At 30.2% G+C, this 23,127-nt stretch carries 15 protein-coding genes; 9 read left to right on the top strand and 6 right to left on the bottom strand.

Translation table 11 applies throughout. The features are described from left to right. Positions 1–77: 77 nt before the first annotated feature. The 6 genes from H0I28_RS03345 (at position 78) to H0I28_RS03320 (ending at position 11,784) form a co-directional block, all read left to right on the top strand. On the top strand, positions 78–977 hold the full coding sequence (locus H0I28_RS03345) for an ABC transporter ATP-binding protein (RefSeq protein ID WP_218760470.1): 900 nt from the start codon (positions 78–80) through the stop codon (positions 975–977). A 22-nt stretch (positions 978–999) separates the two neighbouring features. Then, on the top strand, positions 1,000–1,845 hold the full coding sequence (locus H0I28_RS03340; RefSeq protein ID WP_218760469.1) for an ABC transporter permease: 846 nt from the start codon (positions 1,000–1,002) through the stop codon (positions 1,843–1,845). A 130-nt stretch (positions 1,846–1,975) separates the two neighbouring features. Beyond that, positions 1,976–6,523, top strand: a complete 4,548-nt coding sequence (locus H0I28_RS03335; RefSeq protein WP_218760467.1) for a T9SS type B sorting domain-containing protein — start codon at positions 1,976–1,978, stop codon at positions 6,521–6,523. Between the two features lie 218 nt (positions 6,524–6,741). Then, on the top strand, positions 6,742–8,370 hold the full coding sequence (locus H0I28_RS03330; RefSeq protein ID WP_218760465.1) for an acyl-CoA carboxylase subunit beta: 1,629 nt from the start codon (positions 6,742–6,744) through the stop codon (positions 8,368–8,370). A gap of 134 nt (positions 8,371–8,504) precedes the next feature. Beyond that, complete coding sequence (gene pta / locus H0I28_RS03325) at positions 8,505–10,598, top strand: phosphate acetyltransferase (RefSeq protein ID WP_218760464.1); 2,094 nt, start codon at positions 8,505–8,507, stop codon at positions 10,596–10,598. Between the two features lies 1 nt (position 10,599). Then, positions 10,600–11,784, top strand: coding sequence for an acetate/propionate family kinase (locus tag H0I28_RS03320; RefSeq protein WP_218733339.1), 1,185 nt, complete (start codon positions 10,600–10,602; stop codon positions 11,782–11,784). A 78-nt stretch (positions 11,785–11,862) separates the two neighbouring features. Here the strand turns inward: H0I28_RS03320 and H0I28_RS03315 are convergent, their stop codons facing one another. After that, positions 11,863–13,038, bottom strand: coding sequence for a T9SS type A sorting domain-containing protein (locus tag H0I28_RS03315; RefSeq protein WP_218760463.1), 1,176 nt, complete (start codon positions 13,036–13,038; stop codon positions 11,863–11,865). 164 nt (positions 13,039–13,202) lie between these two features. Between H0I28_RS03315 and H0I28_RS03310 the strand changes: the two genes are divergently transcribed. Continuing rightward, the gene (locus H0I28_RS03310; protein ID WP_218733335.1) at positions 13,203–13,919 is read left to right on the top strand and encodes a YebC/PmpR family DNA-binding transcriptional regulator; all 717 of its coding nucleotides are present in this window, start codon (positions 13,203–13,205) and stop codon (positions 13,917–13,919) included. 299 nt (positions 13,920–14,218) lie between these two features. Here H0I28_RS03310 and lpxK read toward each other — a convergent pair whose 3' ends face one another. Beyond that, complete coding sequence (lpxK, locus tag H0I28_RS03305; protein ID WP_218760462.1) at positions 14,219–15,232, bottom strand: tetraacyldisaccharide 4'-kinase; 1,014 nt, start codon at positions 15,230–15,232, stop codon at positions 14,219–14,221. Positions 15,233–15,672: 440 nt separating this feature from the next. Between lpxK and H0I28_RS03300 the strand changes: the two genes are divergently transcribed. Then, positions 15,673–16,767: a Nif3-like dinuclear metal center hexameric protein gene (locus tag H0I28_RS03300; RefSeq protein WP_218760461.1), complete on the top strand. Its 1,095-nt coding sequence runs from the start codon at positions 15,673–15,675 to the stop codon at positions 16,765–16,767. Between the two features lie 2 nt (positions 16,768–16,769). Next, positions 16,770–17,543 (top strand): zinc ribbon domain-containing protein, encoded by a 774-nt coding sequence (locus H0I28_RS03295; protein ID WP_218733330.1) that lies wholly within the window; start codon positions 16,770–16,772, stop codon positions 17,541–17,543. 537 nt (positions 17,544–18,080) lie between these two features. Here the strand turns inward: H0I28_RS03295 and H0I28_RS03290 are convergent. The 4 genes from H0I28_RS03290 to H0I28_RS03275 all read right to left on the bottom strand — a co-directional run bounded on the left by H0I28_RS03290 (position 18,081) and on the right by H0I28_RS03275 (position 22,896). Continuing rightward, positions 18,081–19,970, bottom strand: a complete 1,890-nt coding sequence (locus H0I28_RS03290; RefSeq protein WP_218733328.1) for a DUF349 domain-containing protein — start codon at positions 19,968–19,970, stop codon at positions 18,081–18,083. A gap of 255 nt (positions 19,971–20,225) precedes the next feature. Beyond that, a complete protein-coding gene (locus H0I28_RS03285; protein ID WP_218760460.1) occupies positions 20,226–20,984 on the bottom strand; it encodes a shikimate dehydrogenase in 759 nt (252 codons plus the stop codon). Continuing rightward, a complete protein-coding gene (locus tag H0I28_RS03280) occupies positions 20,965–21,972 on the bottom strand; it encodes a DUF368 domain-containing protein (protein ID WP_218760459.1) in 1,008 nt (335 codons plus the stop codon). The genes H0I28_RS03285 and H0I28_RS03280 overlap by 20 nt, the downstream gene beginning before the upstream one ends. Beyond that, positions 21,973–22,896: a DUF368 domain-containing protein gene (locus H0I28_RS03275; RefSeq protein WP_218760458.1), complete on the bottom strand. Its 924-nt coding sequence runs from the start codon at positions 22,894–22,896 to the stop codon at positions 21,973–21,975. It abuts the gene before it with no gap. Positions 22,897–23,127: the final 231 nt, after the last annotated feature.

Below are 23,127 nucleotides of genomic sequence, written 5' to 3'. Positions count from 1 at the left end.
TTAACATTTACCTAAATTTCCCGTAACAAAATTGTAAATTAGTCGTCTTACAAACATAATCGACTAAATCAATTTCTTTGGAAACTATCTTATCACTCAAAAATCTCGATAAAAAATACGGAAAAGTTCACGCAGTAAACAATCTTTCTTTTGATATAGAAAGAGGGAATGTTTACGGAATTTTAGGACCTAACGGAAGTGGAAAATCTACCACTTTAGGTATTATTTTAAACGTTGTAAACAGAACTTCTGGAGAGTTTTCTTGGTTTGACGGAAAACTAACTACACATCAAGCCTTAAAAAAAGTAGGTGCAATTATAGAGCGCCCTAACTTTTACCCTTACATGACAGCTACTCAGAACTTAGCTCTAATTTGTAAGATAAAAGAAATATCAACAGAAAAAATAAACGAGAAACTTGCAACTGTAAATCTTTTTGACAGAAAGGACAGTAAGTTTAGTACGTTTTCTTTAGGTATGAAGCAGCGTTTAGCTATTGCTTCTGCCCTATTAAATGATCCTGAAATTTTAATTTTAGACGAACCCACTAACGGTTTAGATCCACAAGGAATTCACGAAATTCGTCAGATTATACAAAATATTGCAGCAAACGGAACGACTATTTTATTAGCTTCTCACCTATTAGACGAAGTAGAAAAAGTATGTTCTCACGTAGTGGTTATAAGAAAAGGTGTAAAATTATATGCAGGTCGTGTAGATGAAATGACAGCTTCTAATGGTTTATTCGAATTAAAAGTAGAAACGAACGAAGATAAATTAATGACTATTTTAGAAGAACATCCTGCAATTGGTAAAATTAGTAAAGATCACGAAACCATAATTGCTACTTTAAACAGCGAAATTTCATCAACAGAAATAAATGAATTTCTATTTAAAAATGGAATTATTCTATCTCACTTGGTAAAACGCAAACCTAGTTTAGAGCAACAATTCTTAGATCTAACCAATAATAATTAATCATCTTTTAAACTACAAAGTCATGTTAAGACTACTTACTATAGAATTTCATAAATTAAAACACAACAGCGCCAGTAAAGTATTATCTCTTATTTACTTTGGTCTACTTACCTCTATTGCATTAATTGCAGTGATAAAATTTGATATTGGTCCAATAAAATTCCATTTAGCAGATATGGGCATTTTTAATTTTCCTTACATCTGGCATTTTAATACTTACATGGCTTCAATTTTAAAGTTTTTCTTGCTCTTGGTTATTGTTTCTATGATGGCAAATGAATATAGCTATAAAACGTTAAAGCAAAATTTAATTGATGGTTTAAGTAAAAAAGAATTTATACTCTCAAAATTTTATACAGTAGTTGTATTTGCTTTAATTTCAACCATTTTTGTATTTGTAGTTTCTTTAATTTTGGGCTTAGTGTATTCAGATTACAATGAACTTTCAATAATTACAACAGATTTAGTTTACTTATTAGCTTTTTTTATAAAGCTAGTTGGTTTCTTTTCTATGGGTTTATTTTTTGGAATTTTAGTAAAACGTTCTGCTTTTGCTGTTGGAGCAATGGTAGTTTGGCTTATTGTAGAAAGTATGTTTAAAGGGTATTTATTTTGGACTTTTAGAGACGCAGACAAAACAACTGAATCTGTAGATTCCATTATGCAATTTTTACCTCTAGAAGCTATATCAAACTTAATAAAAGAACCTTTTTCTAGATTAGGTGCTGTAAAATCTGTTGCTAGCCAAATAGGTGAAAACTTTACAAAAAGTTACGATGTACATTTTTCTTCTATTCTAATTGTTTGCTTCTGGTCATTTATATTTGTTTACCTATCTTACAGATTACTACAAAAGAGAGATTTATAAGCATATTAAATATATTAATACTATAATTAAATAAAAAAAAATCAATAAACTTTTGTAATTTGGCATTAAATTATTGTGTTGTTAAAATTGTTTAACCACTAATAATAAGAATACTTAATTTAATGTTACAATGCGCAAAAGTTTCCCCCACGTATTACTATTTTTTATCTGTTTTATTACTTTTCAAAATATAAATGCACAATTAAGTAGAAAGCATTTTATTCCGCCATTAACGTATGCGGAAAACGGAAATGCAAATCCAGAAAATCAATATTTTTATATTTCAACTCCAAGCAACCAAAATGTAAGTTATACAATTACCCAAATTGGTTCTAATGATGATATTACAGGTACTGTCACCAACACCTCTCCTCAAGAAATATCGATAGGAACCGGAGATACTCAGCTTTTTATAGATTCGGGACAAACAAGTGTGGTGCATTCTAATAAGGGGTATATAATAGAAGCTAGTGATGTTATATATGTTTCTATACGTGTTTTAGCTGGTGGAGGAGCGCAAGCTGGAGCTCTAGTAAGTAAAGGTTCATCTGCTTTAGGAACCTCTTTTAGAGCAGGAATGTTTACAAATGAAAATCCACAAGACAACTACTTAAATTTTATCTCTGTAATGGCTACAGAAGATAATACTATTGTAGATTTTGATGATTTACCTGCGGGAATTTTGATAAAAAATTATTCTGGTTCTTTACCAATTTCTAATATTCTTTTAAATGAAGGAGAAAGCTATGTTGTTGCTACAAATTCTTTTGATAACACGATAAATAGAGATGGTTTAATTGGTACTTTAATTACTTCAGACAAACCTATTGTTGTAAATACAGGTTCTGCTAACGGAAGTTTTCATAATGGCAACGGGAGAGATTACGGAATAGATCAAATCGTTGGTATCGATAAGGTTGGTTCGGAATATATTTTTGTAAAAGGAAATGGTTCTAATGATTGGGAAAACGTATTAATTGTTGCTCACGAAGATCATACTGAAGTGTTTATTAATGGAAACACTACTTCTGAAAAAACTATAAATGCTGGAGAATATTATTTAATAGAAGGTAATAAATACAGTTCAAATGGAAATATGTATGTAAAAACTTCTTATCAAGTTTTTGCTTACCAAGGAATTGGAGCAAATAACAACGAAGCAAATCAAGGTTTATTTTTTGTACCTCCTTTAAGTTGTGAAAATAGAGGAAAAGTAGATAACATTCCAAATATTGAAGATATTGGTAACACAACTTTTACAGGTGGAATAACTATTGTAACCAACATTGGTGCAACTGTAAATATAAACTCTCAACCAATTGCTAACTACTCTACTTCTGGCCCATTTAATGTTGATGGAAATTCTAATTACGTAACTTATAAAGTAACTAATTTAACAGGTAGCATTTCTATTGATAGCACTGATGAATTATATTGTGCTTATTTCAATCAAAATGGTTCTGCATCTTCTGGTAGTTTCTTTTCTGGTTTTCCTTCTAACCCAGAAATAAAATTTAACGTAGCTATATCTACATTAGGTAACTGTCTTGGGAATGATTTAAAATTACAAGCTGCAAACACAGAATTGTTCGACTCTTTTAAATGGTACTTTAATGATGGAAGCGGTTATATTGATACAAATGAAACTTCTGCTACTCTAATACCAACTGCACCAGGAAGCTATCAACTAATTGGTAAAATAGATTGTACAAATACAACTTTTGAATCTTCAGAAATCCCTGTTAGTATTTGTCCGGATGATTATGATAATGATGGTATTATAGACAACGTAGATGCTGACATTGATAACGACGGAATTTTAAATTGTGATGAATCTTTGGGGAATAAAACCATTGATTTATCTGATATAAACAATCCAACTGTAGAAAATAATTTAACAGCAGTTTCTGCTAGTTTAACTACAGAAAACACAACTTTTACAGGAAACTCAACTGGTGATTTTATTTCTACGGCTAATGCAAGTGGAACATCAAACTCTAAATACACATTAGATTTTGACGACAACATCAACTTTAAACTAACCCAAAACAGTACTACAAATCATACCATTTCTAATAACGAGTATTTTATTATAAAGCTATCACAAACGGAGAAAAACATCACTTTAATAGATCCAGATAATCAAATTTTAATAGACTCTAATTTTGATGATGAATTTGAAGATGATTTTACGCAATTTTCTGCTTCAGTAATTAAGTTTAAATTTAAAGAAAATCTTGTAGCTGGTACAAGTACATTTCAATTTGTTGCTAATCAAATTACAAACATTTCTTTTGAGCATTATAACAATATTAGTCGTGATATTTCTACTTTTAACGGAACTATCCGTTTAACGTGTTTTACGTTAGATTCTGATGGAGATGGTATAGAGAACATGTTCGATTTAGATGCTGATAATGATGGAATTCCTGACTTGTATGATGCTTATGGTCAAGATATTTCGTTAACAAAAAAAGATGCTGATCTTGATGGTTTAGATGATGTTTTTGGTACCATTACAACAAATTTAGATGCAGATGCAGATGGTGTTAAAAACTATTTAGATTACGATGCTGATAACGATGGTATTTATGATGTTATTGAATCTAGAAATGGAGTTTTTGATACCGATAATGATGGAAAAATTAATGGAACAGTTGGTACAAATGGTTTGTTAGATGACTTAGAAACTTCACCAGATTCAGGAGTATTAAAGACTCCTCTCAAAAATTCTGATAGCACTACATTAATCGTTACTAACCAAGACTCCTTCTTTGATTTTGTTGATTTAGATTCTGATGGTGATGATTGTTTTGATGTTATTGAAGCTGGATTTACGGGAGATGCTTCTGGTAGGTTATCTCCAAATTATTTAGATGTTGATAACAACGGAAAAGTAATAAACTCTGACGGTTATATAAATCCTATTAATACCAATTACACAATCTCAGCACCTATTATTATAACAACATTTGAAGATGTTATTTTTTGTGAAGGAGATGTAAACGAAATAGAAATTGAAACAAATGCCTCAACTTTTCAATGGCAAATATCTGTTGATGATGGAATTAGCTTCGTAAATATTATCGAGAATTCAATTATTAATGATACTGAATTTAATAATGTAGATACCTCAAAATTAAAAATTACAGCAGCTTCTAAAGAAATAAACAATTATCAATTTAGAGTACAACTGAACAAACAAGGTAATACTTGTGGTCTAATCTCTAATACAATTACTTTAATAGTAAACCCAAAACCTGTTATTGAAAATAATTCTGCAGAATTATACCAATGTGATAATGATGCAGACCTGCAAACAACATTTAATCTATCAGAAGCACAAATTAGCATTACAAATGAAACTGATGTAACTTTTAAATACTACGCTACTGAATTAGACGCCAAAAATAACTCACCAGAAGTTGCAGATAAAACAAGTTATTTTGTAGACAATACAGGAGAAGCTTGGGTAAAAACCATTTCTAATACAACAGGATGTTACAGTATTTCTAAAATTAATTTAACAGTTAGTTATGCTCCTAATAAAAATTTTAATGACACCATTTATCAATGTGACGATTTTTTAGATACGGAAGGAAATAACACCATTAACAACGACGATAAAGACGGAATTACTTTTTTTGACTTAAGCAGTATACCTAATAAAATCTCTACAGATTCTGATATAAAAATTGAATTTTATGAGTCTGATGATGATAGAACAAGGTCTTTAAATGAAATTACAGAAACACAAAACTTAGCAAATTACAGAAATAAAAACAATCCGTATATAGGTGTTCCAGTCACTATTTTTTACAAATTAATCAGTATAACAAATAACAATTGTCAAGGAATTGGTGAGTTTTATTTAGAGGTAAATAAGATTCCAGAATTTACTGTTGAAGGGGAATCACCTGGTGAACCAATAATTATATGTACAGAAAATATTCCTTACACATTATATCTATTAAACCCTGCTGACACATACAATTACCAATGGACAAACAAAAATGGAGATGTTTTAGGAAATAGCAAAAACTTAGATATTAGTAATGCTGGCGAATATACAGTTACAGCATCAACAAACAGTTGTTCTCGTTCTAGAACCATCACCGTTTATAAATCAGATTTCGAGAATTTAGAAGAAAGTTTTGTTACCATTACAGATGATCTTTCTATTATAAATTCTAATTTAAATATCCGAATAGACATTCCTAGAAATCCACTAATTAACGAAGAATTTCTATATGCGCTAGAAGATGAAAACGGAATGACAATTCGATCTTATCAAGACAGTAATGTTTTTGAAGATATAGAAGGTGGAATTTATAAAATAATTGTTGAAAATAAAAATGGTTGTGGTTCTTCAGAACTAATAGTTTCGGTTATTCAATTCCCTAAATTCTTTACGCCAAATGGCGATAGAAAAAATGATACTTGGGCAGTAAAAGGAATTAATACCAGCTTATATCAGTCAAACAGTACTATTAACATCTTTAACAGATATGGCAAGTTAATAGCACAAACAACCATAAATAGTGACGGTTGGGATGGTACCTACAATGGTAAACTCCTCGCTTCTAATGACTATTGGTTTTCTGTACAACTAATACCTATTGATACTGAAAAAAATCCAATTCTTAAAAAAGGCCATTTTTCTTTATTAAGAAAATAAAAGCGTCTTTAAAAAAATAAAAGAGGTCTTCTAAAAAGTTTTAAACCTTGTCATACTGAACTTGTTTCAGCATCTAAACTTACTAAATTTAGGTAATTCTAAGATTCTGAAATAAATTCAGATTGACAAAAAAACTCCTTTTTAGACAACCTCTTTTTTTTATCATTTTAATCAAAAGAATATTTCTTAAATTAGCATAAATTAAGAAATAAATTTCGATGGATATCAACTTCAATAAAAACGAAGATTACAATAAATTGTTAGCATCAGATCTAAAAAGAAGATTTGCCAAAGTAAAACTAGGTGGTGGTCAAAAAAGAATTGACAAACTGCATGAAAAAGGTAAAATGACCGCAAGAGAAAGAGTCGATTATCTTTTGGATAGCAATTCTAAATCTATAGAAATTGGTGCTTTTGCTGGTGAAGATATGTATGCAGAACATGGCGGTTGCCCTTCTGGTGGTGTAGTTGTAAAAATGGGATACGTAAAAGGAAAACAATGTATTGTTGTAGCAAACGATGCTACTGTAAAAGCAGGTGCTTGGTTTCCTATTACAGGAAAAAAGAATTTACGTGCTCAAGAAATATCCATAGAAAATAGATTACCAATTATTTACTTAGTAGATTCTGCGGGTGTTTATCTGCCTTTGCAGGATGAAATTTTTCCAGACAAAGAACATTTTGGACGTATTTTCAGAAATAACGCCATTATGAGCAGTATGGGAATTACTCAAATTTCTGCCGTTATGGGAAGTTGTGTTGCAGGTGGTGCTTACTTACCAATTATGAGTGATGAAGCTTTAATAGTAGATAAAACTGCAAGTATTTTTCTTGCTGGAAGTTATCTAGTAAAAGCCGCAATTGGCGAATCTATAGACAATGAAACTTTAGGTGGCGCAACTACACATTGCGAAATTTCTGGAGTTACAGATTACAAGGCAAAAGACGATAAAGATGCGCTTGATAAAATAAAATTCATTATTGATAAAATTGGTGATTATGACAAAGCTGGTTTTAGTAAAACTGAAGCTTTTCCGCCAAAAGAAAATGAAGATGATATTTTCGGAATCCTTCCTAAGGAAAGAAACGCACAATATGATATGTTAGAAATTATAAAGCGTTTGGTAGATAATTCTGAATTTGAACAATACAAAGAAGGTTACGGAAAAACCATTTTAACTGGTTATGCTCGTATTGATGGTTGGGCAGTTGGTATAGTTGCCAATCAACGTAAATTAGTAAAAACACAAAAAGGAGAAATGCAATTTGGAGGAGTTATCTATAACGATTCCGCAGATAAAGCTACCCGTTTTATTGCCAATTGTAATCAGAAAAAAATACCGTTGGTTTTCTTACAAGATGTTACCGGTTTTATGGTCGGTTCTAAATCTGAACATGGCGGAATTATAAAAGATGGTGCAAAAATGGTAAATGCAGTAAGTAATTCTGTAGTACCAAAATTTACAATTGTTATAGGAAACTCATACGGAGCAGGTAATTACGCAATGTGTGGTAAAGCATACGATCCTAGATTAATTGTTGCGTGGCCGAGTGCTGAATTAGCAGTAATGAGCGGAAATTCTGCTGCAAAAGTATTACTACAAATAGAAACGGCATCACTAAAAAAACGTGGCGAAGAAATAACTCCAGAAAAAGAAGCTGAATTATTTGACAAAATAAAATCGCGTTATGACAAGCAAATTTCACCTTATTATGCCGCTGCCAGAATCTGGACAGACGCTGTAATTAATCCGTTAAGAACTAGAGATTGGATTTCCATGGGAATTGAAGCAGCAAACCACGCTCCTATTACAAAACAATTTAATATGGGTATTTTACAGGTTTAAATTTCTGCCTACATTTTGTAAATAATATCTAAACAGGTATTTTTTTTCTATAAAATCAACTTCCAAAAATGACTATTATCATACTTAATAGTTCCTTTAAAACATATTTTTGCAAATACAATTAACAAAAAAAAATGAGTAAAGCTATATATATTGCCGCAATTGAATCCGACAGTGGTAAATCTTTGGTGTCATTAGGTCTTTTAAGAATGATGTTAACCAAATCATCTAAAGTAGGATATTTTAGGCCTATTATCAACGAAGTTAAAGACAGTAAATTTGATGATCATACCAATACTGCTATTAACTTTTTTAATTTAGATATTGATTATGATGACTGTTATGCATATAAGCACAACGAGGTTGTAGAACTTTTAAGTGAAGGAAAAACAGATGACGTTATTCATAAAGTAATTAAAAAATATAAAAAGCTTGAAGCTAAATATGATTATGTTTTAGTAGAAGGTACAGACTTTTCTGGTGAAGGTGGTTTTACAGAGCTAGATGTAAATTTAATGATTGCCAAAAACCTAGGTATTCCTGCTTTAATAGTGGGTTCTGGAAATGGCAAGAAAAAGAAAGATTTTGTAAACACCATGCAACTTACTTATAAGTCTTTTATCAAAAAAGAAGTAGATGTAATTGGTATTATTGCTAATAAAATTGAAGTTGATGAGGTAAACTACATTCAACAAGAATTAGAAAAAAGTTTTCCAGAAAACTTACAAATAAACGTAATTCCTAAAATTGACTTTTTAGCATATCCAACCGTTAGAGAAGTTTTACAAGCTTTAGAAGGTAAAGTATTATTTGGAGAACAATTTCTAGACAATGCCATAGGAAGTTATAGTACTGGAGCTATGCAACTGCGCAACTATTTAACAAGAATTAGAGAAAATGCTTTAGTAGTTACTCCTGGGGACAGAGCAGATATTATTTTGGGTGCTTTACAAGCTAATGCTTCTACCAACTATCCAAAAATTGCAGGAATTGTTTTAACAGGTTCTTTACTACCAGAAGAATCCATTACCAAACTAATTGAAGGGGTACAATCTACCGTGCCTATTATTTCCGTTAAGGGAGGTACTTTTGGTATTACCAATAAGATTGGCGCAGTAAAATCTAAAATTTACGCAAGCCACAACAAAAAAATATTACTATCTCTAGATACTTTTGATACGTATGTAAATGCAGAAGGTTTAACAAACACACTTACTTCATACAATTCCGTAAAATTAACACCAAGTATGTTTCAATACAACTTGCTACAAAAAGCAAGAGCTTATAAAAAACATATTGTTTTACCAGAGGGTGATGATGAAAGAATTATTACTGCAGCAGCGCGTTTACAATTATTAGATATTGTAGACTTAACCTTATTAGGAGATAGAAGTACAATTCAACTTAAATGTGATCAAATTGGATTACAAATAGATTTAGATAAAATAAACATTCTAAATCCGGAAGACTCTATACATAATGATGCTTTTGTAAAAACATTATATGAAGCACGTAAACATAAAGGCATGACAGAAACCATTGCCGAAGACTTAGTAAACGATGTTTCTTATTTCGGAACTTTAATGATTATGAATGGTCTAGCAGACGGTATGGTGTCTGGAGCAGTGCACACAACTATGCATACTATAAAACCATCTTTACAGTTAATTAAAACAAAACCAGGTGTATCTGTAGTTTCTTCTGTATTTTTTATGTGTTTATCAGACCGAGTTTCTGTAATGGGAGATTGTGCTGTAAACCCAAACCCTAATGCAGAACAATTAGCAGAAATAGCAATTTCTTCAGCGCAATCTGCAGAAGCTTTTGGTATAGATGCAAAAATAGCAATGTTATCATATTCTTCTGGAAGCTCAGGAAAAGGTGAAGAGGTAGAAAAAGTAAGAAAAGCTACAGAAATAGTGAGACGCTTACATCCAGAGTTAAAAATTGAAGGACCTATACAATATGACGCAGCCGTAGATATGTCTGTGGCAAAAACAAAAATGCCAGATTCTGAAGTTGCTGGACAAGCCTCTGTATTAATTTTCCCAGATTTAAATACAGGAAACAATACCTACAAAGCTATACAAAGAGAAACAGGAGCTTTAGCAATTGGCCCAATGTTACAAGGTTTAAACAAGCCAGTAAACGATTTAAGTAGAGGTTGTACAGTAGAAGATATCTTTAACACCGTTTTATTAACAGCAATACAAGCACACCAAGGATAATATGAATATTTTAGTTATAAATGCAGGCTCTTCATCTTTAAAATACCAATTAATAGAAATGCCTTCTCAAGCTGTAAAATGCGTTGGTTTGGTAGAAAGAATTGGTATGGAAGATGCCATTTTCACACACAAAAAAGAAGATAAAGAACACTCTGAAGTCGCACCAATATTAAATCATGAAGTTGGTTTAAAAAAAATAGCAAAAGCTTTATTAGATCCAGAATTAGGTGTTATAAATTCGGTTGATGAAATAAAAGCAATTGGACATAGAGTTGTGCATGGAGGAAGCAGATATAGCGGTACTGTTCTTATTACTGAAAAAGTAAAATTTAATATTAAAGATTTATTTGATTTAGCTCCTTTACACAATCCTGCACATTTAACTGGTATAGAAGTTGCTGAAACCATTTTTACCTCTGCAAAGCAAACAGCTGTTTTTGACACTGCTTTTCATCAAACAATGCCAAAGGAAGCGTACCAATATGCAATTCCTACTATTTATTTAAAAGAAAATAAAGTAAGAGCTTATGGTTTTCATGGTTCTAGTCATAAATATGTTTCCGAAAAAGCAATAGAACATTTAGGTGAAAAATCATCAAAAATAATTACGATTCACTTAGGTAATGGTTGTAGTATGTCTGCAATTAAAGACGGAAAATGTATTGATACCACTATGGGATTTTCACCAACCAACGGTTTAGTTATGGGAACTCGTGCTGGAGATATCGATCAATCTGTTATTTTCTTTTTAATGAAGAAATTTAGTAAATCTGCAGATGAAGTAAATGATATTTTACAAAAAGAATCTGGAATGAAAGGTTTAACTGGTTATTCTGATTTAAGAGAAATTGAAGAAAAAGCAGGTAATGGTAATGAAGAGTGCCAAATCGCTTTAAATTTAGCAGGTTATAGAATTAGGAAATTTATAGGTGCTTATACTGCTGCTTTAAATGGATTAGATGCTATTATATTTACAGCCGGTATTGGAGAAAACTCAATTTTAATGAGACAAATGTCTTGCGAAAATTTAGAGTTTTTTGGTATTGAATTAGATGAACAAAAAAACGACATTCGTTCTAAAGAAATTAGAGAAATTCAGAAAGATACAGGCAAAGTGAAGATTTTAGTAATTCCTACCAACGAAGAACTAGAAATTGCAAAAGAAACGTACGATCTTTTAAAATAACCATACGCATATGTATTAAAAGAGCCTTCTAGTAACACTACTTGAAGGCTCTTTTTGGTACATAAAATAATTTTACTTTTAATTTTTTATTATTCTTTTTGTAACCACATTACCTTTTTCTGATTCTATTTTCAATAGATAAACGCCATTCACTAAATGTGCTATATTTATTTCATTTTTAGTTGATACAAATACTTTTTTTCCTAAAACGTTAAATAATTCTATATTTTTTAAAGTAAAACTAGTATCATCAATCTTTAAAATTGAAGAAGTTGGGTTTGGAAACACTGCAAAATCAATAGAACTAAAATCTTTTACACTTGCTGTAGCTCCTCCATAATTGTAAGTCGTTCTATAATCTTCTTCCTCATACCCTAGTATTTTATTTACATAAAAATTCTCTTGCCCTGTTAACGCATCAAAACCAAATTGATCTTTAAATGGATGCGTAAAACTACTCATCATTTGAGTTGAATCAAACGTATAACTTGTTTCATAAGAAAGTTCATAAGAACCATTACTATAATCAAAACTTTTTTCTAAGATTAAATTACCATTTGCATCATAAGTGTACTCTTCCTTAAAGTAGGTTTCATAGGCAGCCCCATTCCAATCATAAGACATAATACGGGCAATTTTATTATTTGTATTATATGTATACAACTCTTTATCAACTAAACTCCAAGAACTACCGTCCCAATCAGCATAAATAAATTCTGAAACCAAATCATTTGCACCATAACTTATGGTAATTTTAGAAGAAGCGTCTTGCTGATCCCCATCAGTAACATAAACCCAAGAGGAACCATTCCAATCTTGACCTACGACACTAGTAATTTTTCCATTAGTATATGCATAAGTACTTTTATATTGGTTTACCCAAACTCCATTAGTAAATTCTAAATCAATTGATTCCGTAACTTGATTATTACCATTATACGTATAGTTTGATTTATAACCATAAGAAATATTTCCTGAACCATCAAAACTTTCATAAGTACTACTAACAACCCTATTGGCAGCATTATACACATAGGTTTCACTACTACTAAATTCCCAACTAGTAGTACTACTATCCCTATAATAAGATTTTTCTGAGACTAGGTTATTGTTTGCATCATAAGTAAACGTTCTTTTATAATTATTCTCCCAACTTGTACCATTGTAATATTCTTCTGTAGCAGAGGTTAGTTTTACTTGCGAAAAAGCAGTAATTGAACAAAGAAGTAAAAGTAATAAAGTAATTTTTTTCATAATTTATATATTTAAAAGGTTCACCTTAAAACTATAAAAAATAGTTACTCAGAACAATACCTACAAATAGGTATATTTCTAAAAAATCCTTGTTTAAAAAATTGTGAATCAACTTGCTAATTTTTACATTTGTATTTATAATTTTTATAAAAACATCATTAGAAATGGGAAGAGCATTCGAGCTTAGAAAAGGACGAAAAATGAAACGTTGGTCAGCAATGGCAAAAACCTTTACTAGAATTGGTAAAGATATTGTAATGGCTATTAAAGAAGGTGGTCCAAATCCCGATTCTAACTCTAGATTAAGGGCAGTTATGCAGAATGCAAAAGCTGCAAACATGCCTAAAGATAATGTAGAACGTGCAATTAAAAAAGCTACCGATAAAGATACTGCAGACTATAAAGAAGTTTTGTTTGAAGGGTACGCACCTCACGGAATAGCGGTTCTTTTAGAGACTGCAACAGATAATAATAATAGAACTGTAGCCAATGTAAGGTCTGCTTTTAATAAGTGTGATGGTAATTTAGGTACTTCTGGTTCTGTCGTTTTTATGTTCGATCATGTATGTACTTTTACAATCAAAAAAGAAGATATTACAATCGACTTAGAAGAGTTAGAGTTAGAATTAATCGATTTTGAAGTTGAAGAAGTTTTTGATGATGAAGAAGGAATTATCATTTATGCTCCTTTTGAGCAATTTGGAGCTATCCAAACTTACTTTGAAGAAAATAGTACAGAAATTTTATCTTCAGGATTTGAAAGAATCCCTACTACAACCACAAAATTAAACGAAGAGCAACAAGCAGATGTAGAAAAATTGTTGGAGAAACTAGAAGAAGATGATGACGTGCAAAACGTCTTTCACTCTATGGAAATGTAAAAAGTATTTGGGCGTTACCACAAGGGTCGGGCTATTCGTTACAAGTCCTCGCCCTTTCTGGGCTGTGGGCTTTCTACTTCTATACCTAACGCAAGACATTTTAGTTTTTAAAATAGTATAATAAATACAAAGACCTTAGATATTAAAACCATCTGAGGTCTTTATATTTTATAAATTCAGGGTAAAAAAAACACCATGTGACTTATTAAAAAAAATGGTGTCCTATAAATGAGGTGTTCTTAAAAAGATACTTCTAACAAAAATCAAAAAAAGAAACCAGCGTCCTAACAACGCTGGTTTTATTGTATATGGTTTTTAAGTATTGAGTTAAACACTTCTTGTTCTTCTAAAAAAGAAGTTTGTATTCCTAAAAATGAAAGAGCTTCCACCCTATTTTCTAAACGCACGTAATCTTTTTCTGTTGTTAAAATAAGCTTTTTAGAAGACTTTAAATTTGTGTATTCCTTCTTAATTATTTCTATTTCATTATCTGTAAAATGATGATGATCTGGGAATTTTAAATGTTTAAAATTCACGTTTTTCTCCGTTAAAAAAGATAAAAGTGGTGTTGGATTTGCAATTCCTGTTATTAATAAAACATCGTAATCTTTTAAATCATTCACAAAAATAGAATCAGATCCAGCCGTTTGATCATCATAAGAAATCGTTGTAAAAAACACCTTTTTATGGAACTTCTTTAACTTTTCTTTAATACTGTTTTTGGAAGACTCCGTTAAATTTACTGGGCATTTGGTAACCAAAATAACATCCGCTCGCTTTGCTCCACTCCTACTTTCTCTTAAATTTCCTGTTGGCAATAAAAAATCATCTGTAAATAAATCATCATACTTTGTCAATAAAATGTAAAAACTACCTTTTACTTTTCTATGTTGATAAGCATCATCTAATAAAATAACTTCAGGAGCATTGTCTGTAATCAACTTAGTAATTCCTGCTACTCTATTTGCATCAACAGCAACATCAATGGTATTAAACTTTTTATAGTATTGTAAAGGTTCATCTCCAACATCTTCCGCAGAATGCGTACTATTAAGCAATACAAAACCTTCTGTTTTACGTTTGTATCCTCTACTTAAAACAGCTGTCTTAAAACCATCTTTTAATAAACGGATTAAATATTCTATTTGCGGAGTTTTCCCAGTTCCTCCCACACTTAAATTGCCAACCACAATTATCGGAATCTTAAAAGAAGTCTGTTTAAAAAAACCTACTTCAAAAAAAAAGTTTCGTATGCTAGTGACCACATCATAAATAATGGCAAACGGAAAAAGTAAAAATCTTAGAAATTTCATTGATTCAAAAATAAGCAGGTTACACACATTAAAAAAGAAAAAAAACACGAATTTCACGTAAATTTCTTTTGTAAAGTTTATCGATTATTTTGATTGCTGTATTCTTTAAAGCGGAAATTAGTTCGTTATATAAATTATTAGTGTCAATCTAAATGTATAGTTAATGTTAATCGAAACTTATTTTAGAAACCTAATAATTCTCGACAGCGCTCAAACAGACACTACAAAAACCTGCAATTGTTTTAAAACAAATAAGTTTAATCAAAGAAAAGGATAAATTTGTCTACGCAACTTTCTTTTAAAACCTACTTTAAAGAGTTTCCATAGGCTATAACGCAATTATTTTAACAAATTGAAGAAATTCACATCCAAAAAGTAAGTCATTTTTATGAATTTATAAACAGAAATGTTAACTTTGATTTTTGACACAATATTTATTTATGATCATAAAAGACATCACCAACTACTTAGAAGAATTAGCGCCTTTAAATTATGCTGAAGACTTTGACAATGTTGGTTTATTAGTGGGGAATTATAATACTACCGTTTCTGGTGTACTAGTAACTCTTGATACCTTAGAAAAAACGGTAGATGAAGCAATTGCTAAGAACTGTAATTTAATTGTTAGTTTTCATCCTATTATTTTTGGAGGTTTAAAAAAACTAAACGGAAATTCGTATGTAGAACGTGTAGTTTTAAAGGCCATAAAAAATGACATTGCCATTTATGCAACGCATACTGCCTTGGATAATTCTAATAATGGTGTTTCTGCTAAAATGTGCGAAGTTTTAGGTTTAGAAAATCCTAAAGTTTTAATTCCTAAGAAGGGAATTATTAAAAAACTAACCACTTATGTTCCTACTAAAGATTCAGAAGCAGTAAGAAATTCTCTATTTGCAGCAGGCCCAGGAAATATTGGGAATTATGATAATTGTTCTTTTAATATTTTAGGTGAAGGAACTTTTAGAGGTAATGAAAATTCTAATCCGGTTATTGGTATAAAAGGAAAAAATACAACTGAAAAAGAAACTTTAATTTCTATCACTTTCGAAAGTAAGAATGAAGCTGCTATTTTAAAAACTTTAAAAGCAAATCATCCTTACGAAGAAATAGCATATGAAATTATAACCACAGAAAATATACACCAAAATATTGGAATGGGAATGATTGCTGAACTTCCATCAGAGATGGATGAAACCGACTTTCTTTTATATTTAAAAGCAACAATGAAAACAGATTGTGTGCGCCATTCTAATTTAATCAATAAAAAAATAAAAAAAGTAGCTGTTTTAGGTGGATCTGGTAGTTTTGCCATTTCTAATGCAATAAAAGCAGGTGCAGATGCATATGTGAGTGCAGATTTTAAATATCATGAGTTTTTTAAAGCTGAAAACAGTATCCTTTTGGCAGATATTGGACATTATGAGAGTGAACAGTTTACAAAAAACCTTTTGGTAGACTATCTTACGAAAAAATTTAGTAATTTTGCAGTCATTTTATCAGAAGAAAGTACAAATCCTATATATTATATATAAACATGGCAAAGAAGAAAGAAATTTCGGTTGAAGAAAAGTTAAGAGCTTTATACGATTTACAATTAATCGACTCTAGAATTGACGAAATTAGAAACGTTAGAGGTGAACTACCTTTAGAAGTTGAAGATTTAGAAGATGAAGTTGCCGGATTAAACACGCGAATTGCGAACTTAAACCAAGACGCAGCAAACTTAGAAACTGACATTAACAACAAAAAATTAGCTATTGATGAGTCTAATGGGTTAATGAAAAAGTATGATGAGCAGCAAAAGAAAGTTAGAAATAACAGAGAATTTGACTCTTTATCGAAAGAAATTGAATATCAAGATTTAGAAATTCAATTAGCTGAAAAAAGAATTATTGAATACAAAGCAAAAATAGCTCAGAAAAAAGAGGTAATTGATGCTACTAACGAAAAGTTAGCAAAACAAGAAAAACATTTAAGCCATAAAAAAGCTGAATTAGATGCTATCTTAAAAGAAACTGAAAAAGAAGAAGAGTTATTAGCTCAGAAATCTGAAGAGTTTTCTCAAACTTTAGATGCACATTTATTTGCTGCTTATACAAGAATTAGAACTAAAGTAAAAAACGGTTTAGCAGTAGTTGCTATTGAGCGTGGTGCTTCTGGAGGTTCTTATTTTACAATTCCACCTCAGGTGCAATTAGAAATAGCAAATAGAAAGAAAATTACTATCGATGAGCATAGTGGTCGTATTTTAGTAGATGCTGCTTTGGCTGAAGAAGAAAAATTAAAAATGGAGAAATTCTTTTCTTAATCTTTCTACTCATAAATTATAAAAAACTCGAAGCTTTTAGGCTTCGAGTTTTTTGTTTTATATAGAAAATGTTTCAAAACTGCTTCGCTAAAAAATACAAAAATCAAGACTAAGTTAACTTTTCTTATTCTTTTTTCACACATAGATTGTCATTCATAAAAGAATATTTTACCCTATGTTTACCCTTTTGGAGAGAGAAACTATTCAGAGATACTAACCAAGTAGAAAAAAGAACAAAACTCCAACTTATCACTTTTAATGGAATGAAAAGTCACATAAAGAAGAGAACACAGCGTTGAGCAACTTTGTGTGATTACTCTCTACCTCGAAAGGTCAAACTTTGAGAAAAATTATTTAAAAATATAAAAACCTCCCAAACTTCAAAACATGTCACTCCGGCATTTTGGAAATAGTAAATTAAAAGTAAGCACACGAAATAAATAGTTATACTTATACAATTTTTGGGCACCGTATATAAACAAAAAAACTCGAAGCAAATTGCTTCGAGTTTTAAACTTCATATACTTTATAAGTAAATTAGTAATCTAAGTTCTTAATATAACTTAACTTTTCTTTCCAAATAGTCAAATCTGCTTTAAACTCATTTACTCTATTTTTTACATTCAATACTAAAGGATTATCATCTGTTGCGTTAGAAAAGAAACCTAAATTATTCTCTAATTGTTGAATTTCTTTAACAACCTCATCAATCTTCTTTCTAACAAACATTTGCTCAGAATCTAACTTTCTAACATCGTTATCTGCTGCAAGGCTATCTACAACATGTGTAAATTTTAACATAGCAACTTCATTCTTGTCTAGATCTAAACCACTTAAAGCTCTATCGATTAACTTATTAAATTTACCATCAATGTGTCTTGCATTTCTTGGCAATGCACCTAAATTTCTCCAGTTATTTATAATTTCGAAAATACCTTCTTTAGTAGGATCTTTTAATTCTTTAACCGTTTCCAAGAATTCTTTTTTAGCATCTACAACCTCTTGTTGCTCTTTATTTAAAGAGTTTTTCTGTTCGTGGTATCTATCAAAATAATGGTTACAAGCTGCTTTAAAACGCTTCCAAATATCATCAGAAAATTTACGAGGTACATGCCCTATTTTTTTCCAATCTGCTTGTATTTTCTTTAAAGTATTCGTCGAAGACTCCCAATCTTCACTTTCTTTTAAAGATTCTGCAAGCTCAATTAACGCCATTTTCTTCTTTAAATTCTCTTGCTGATCGTTTTTTTCATGCTTATAAAAAACATTTTTAGCGCTGTTAAATTTCTTTGTAGCCGCTTTAAATTTTTGCCAAACTTCTTCACTTTTAGAATACGGAAGTTTGCCTGCATTAAAATATTCTTGTCTTAATTCTTCTATATCTTTAATACTTTTTTGCCAATCGTTATGCGTTTTATTATTAGAAGTATCAAAAGCATTTAATTTTTCTACCACCAATAATTTCTTCTCTATAATTTCTTGATGCTTAGAACGCATTTCTCTAAAGTGATCATGTCTTCTATCGTGAATTTTTTTAGTTGCTTCACTAAATTTACCCCATACATCTTCCCTCATTTCTTGAGAAACAGGTCCAATATCCTCTTTCCAAATTTTATGTAAATCTTGTAACTCTTTAAAAGCAACATTAATATCAGCTACTTCTGCCAATGCATTTGCTTTTTCTATAATTTTTAATTTTTCTTCTAAATTATGTTTAAAGTCTAAATCTCTAAAATCATTGCTTAAATGTAATAAATCATAAAAACGCTCTACATGATGATGGTATGTTTTCCAAGTATCATTATAATGGTTCTTAGAAACAGGTCCAATAGTTTTCCAAGAATCTTGTAATTCTCTAAAACTTTTATACATTGTTGCTGTATCTGCATTTTCAATTAAATCTTTTAATTGCTCAATAACAGAAAGTCTTTTTTCTAAATTAGAAGAAAGTTGCTTGTCTAAATCATTATAATGTGCATCACGTTGTTTTTTATAATCAGACAACAGCGTATTATAATCCGTTTTTATAGGGCTAGAAAATTGAAAATCGATAGAATTACCTCCTTCTTCTAAAAAAGCTGCTTTCTTTTCTGCTAAAAGAGCTCCAAATTTCTGATTAAAAGCACTTTTAATACCTTCAACTTGAGTTTTTATTTTTTGAACAGGATTATCAGAAAGTGTTTTTTTAAGTTCTAAAACTAAATCTTCTAAAGATAATTTTGAATAATCTACAACATCAGATTCTGCATCTTTATCAGTATCTTTTTCAGCATCCTTAGCAATAGATTTCTCTATTTCATCAACTGCATCAACAGTATCATCTGTTTTTTCAAGATTTTCTACAACTTCAACTTTTTTAGTTTCATTTAAAACTTCTTCTACTTTCTTTTCCGTCTTATCAACGTTTACTTCATTTTTTTCTAACATATCTACAATGTTTAAGGTCTACTATAATACTACTATTATATATCTTATAAAGATACTGACAACTTACTAAATCTACAAACTATCTAACTATAAAATAATATAGATAATTTACTTTTGGGCGTTCCCTTGCAGGTCGGGCTTTCCTTTACAATCTTTTTATTCATTCTTCATAAAAAGGATTTCCAATGCACCCCCTAACGCGCTGCGCTAATTGCCAACTATTCTTTTAATATTAAATAAATAATATCATTCTAATTATGCTTTATTCCAAATTCTCCAAGATTCTTCTGCTTGTAATTGCAACATTTCATATCCGTTTTTAATTGTAGCTCCTTGTGCTTTTCCTTTTGCTAAAAAAGTTGTCACTTCTGGATTGTAAATTAAATCGTACAACAAATGTTTTTCTGTAATAAACTGATACGGAATATCCGGACACCTATCTGTATTGGGAGATGTACCAACTGGAGAAGAATTGATAATAATTTGATATTTCTCCATGATTTCTTCCGTTAAATCTTGATAAGAAATTTCTTTTTTACCTTCTGGGTTTCTAGAAACAAATTTAAACTTAATATCATTCTTTTTTAAGGCATATGCAATTGCTTTAGAAGCACCTCCTGTACCTAAAATTAAAGCTCTTTTATGGTGTTTTTTTATCAATGGAAATATTGATTTTTCAAAACCTACAACATCAGAATTATATCCTTTTAAATTTCCTCTTTTAGTAAATTTAATAGTATTTACAGCACCAATTGCTTTTGCTGTTTCATCTAATTTATCTAAGTATTTCATTACTTCTTCCTTATAAGGAATGGTAACATTTATTCCGCCTAAACTATCTCCTCCTTCTTTTATTACAGCAGTAAAATCTTCTATTTTTTGAATATCAAAATTAACGTACTTACATTTTTGTAAATCTAATTTTTCAAACTTTTCTGTAAAATACCCACGAGAAAAAGAATACTCAATATCTTTTCCTAATAATCCAAAAACTTTATTTTTTCTTTCTCCCATAAAAATCTATTCCTAAAATTAACAAAATACCTAACACAATATAAAACACAGCTGTCCAGGTTTCTAAATTTGAAAAATCAGGAACAAATCGTTCATAATTTTCCACGATTTTATTTCCTTTTTTATCTATTAAAAAACTTCCTTCTTCTTGTAAATACACAGCCTTTTTCCAAGGCCAAACAATCCCTAATGATCCCGTAATAAAACCTATAATAACTGCATTTACAATTTGATTCCACCGTTTTAAAACATAGCCTAAAACATGACTAATAGAAACCAAACCAAAAGCAGAACCTGCAGTAAAAACACTAATTATTTTTAAATAACGTACTTTTATCGGATCAGACAAAACCGTAAAATCTCCAGATAAAACATTGGTAACTACATTAAATAATACGTTTACAGAATCTACTAATAGTAATACATAATTCCCTAAAAGGATTAAGATAAAAGACCCAGAAAGTCCTGGAAGCGTCATCCCAGAAACACCAATAATTCCGCATACAAAAACAAACCAAAGATTGTCGTTTTCTGTTGCTGGCGTTAAAAAACTAATTCCAATTCCTATAGACGCTCCAATAACTAAAGATAGTATGTTTTTAAAATTCCAATCTCCAAAATCTTTTCCAATATAATAGATAGATCCTATAATCATTCCAAAAAACCAACTCCAAACATACAACTCAAAGTTGTCTAAAAAATAATCTAGTATTAAAGAAATACTAAAATAACTAAAGACACTTCCGCCCATAACTAAAAGCAGAAAAGAGCCATTAATGTAGCTATAAAAACTTTTAAATCGACCATTTAGCAGCAACCTAAATGCTTTTAAGTTTACCTTTCTAAATGAGTAAATTAATTCTTCATAAAAGCCAAAAACGAAAGAAACTGTTCCGCCAGAAACACCAGGAACCTTATTTGCAGCCCCCATTGCCAACCCTTTAAAAAAAAGGATTAATTTCTGTAAAAAAGTTCTTTCTACTAACATTTATTTTTTCGCTACTGCTAATTTTTCCATTCCTAGAATAATTACAAAACCAACAACTGCCAATACAATTGCCATGGTTAACTCTGCATCTCCATTAAAAGAAAAAGGACTTACACTTTGTTGATTAAATGGCACTTCTACTCCATGAGAATTTATACGCCATGTTAAGGTTTGTTTCCAAGGCCAAATTTTATTTAAAGATCCAATTATAAAACCTGTTAAAGCAGCTAACGTTATGTTTTTATAATGTTTAAACAACCATTTTAAAACTCTAGAAAATGTTAATAGACCAATAATTGCACCAGCCATAAAAACTAAAATAGTTTTAAAATCTCTATTATTTAAAGCATCTAAAACAGGTTTATATGCACCTAATAACACTAAAATAAAAGAACCTGAAATTCCAGGTAAAATCATTGCACAAATAGCAATTGCTCCTGCAAGGAATATAAATAACGGAGAAGAATTTTCTGAAACTAAAGGATTTAGAGTCGTAATATAATACGCTAAAAAGGCTCCTAAAACCAAGACTACTACAGAAATAACATTCCATTTTGTAATTTGCTTAGCGATGTAAATTATACTAGCCAATACCAAACCAAAAAAGAACGACCATAATAAAATAGGCTCATTTTCTAATAAATATTTAATGACTTTTGCTAATGAAATTATACTTATAAAAATCCCTATAAATAATGAAGCTAAAAAATTACCGTTTAATTGTGTCCAAGCTGCTTTTAATCCGTCTTTTTTTAATGTCTTAAATAAGTCTAGATTTACATTGCTAATAGATCCTAATAATTCTTCATAAATACCAGAAATAAAGGCAATTGTACCACCAGAAACTCCAGGCACTACATCTGCTGCACCCATTCCCATTCCTTTTAAACCAATAACTAAATAGTCCTTTATATTTCTACTCATTTTCTGTCTCTTTTTTTTAGAAAAACGAAGATAATAGAAATTTGAGAAAGATTATGAAAAGCTTAGTAATTTCAAGGTCTTCAAATCAAAAAAAAGCGATGTATAGATTTTATAATCACTTTTATATATCAGTAAATAAAAACCTGCTTTTTATTTACCTTAACTTCTTGTTTTATAGTAGCTACTTAATTTATTTTTGTCAGTTAGATCGCAGTTGAGAACTAATTCGAT

The organism is Polaribacter sp. AHE13PA, assembly GCF_019278505.1.
In the GTDB taxonomy this organism is placed as follows: Bacteria; Bacteroidota; Bacteroidia; order Flavobacteriales; family Flavobacteriaceae; genus Polaribacter.
This window is presented reverse-complemented; position numbering and strand designations above follow the sequence as displayed.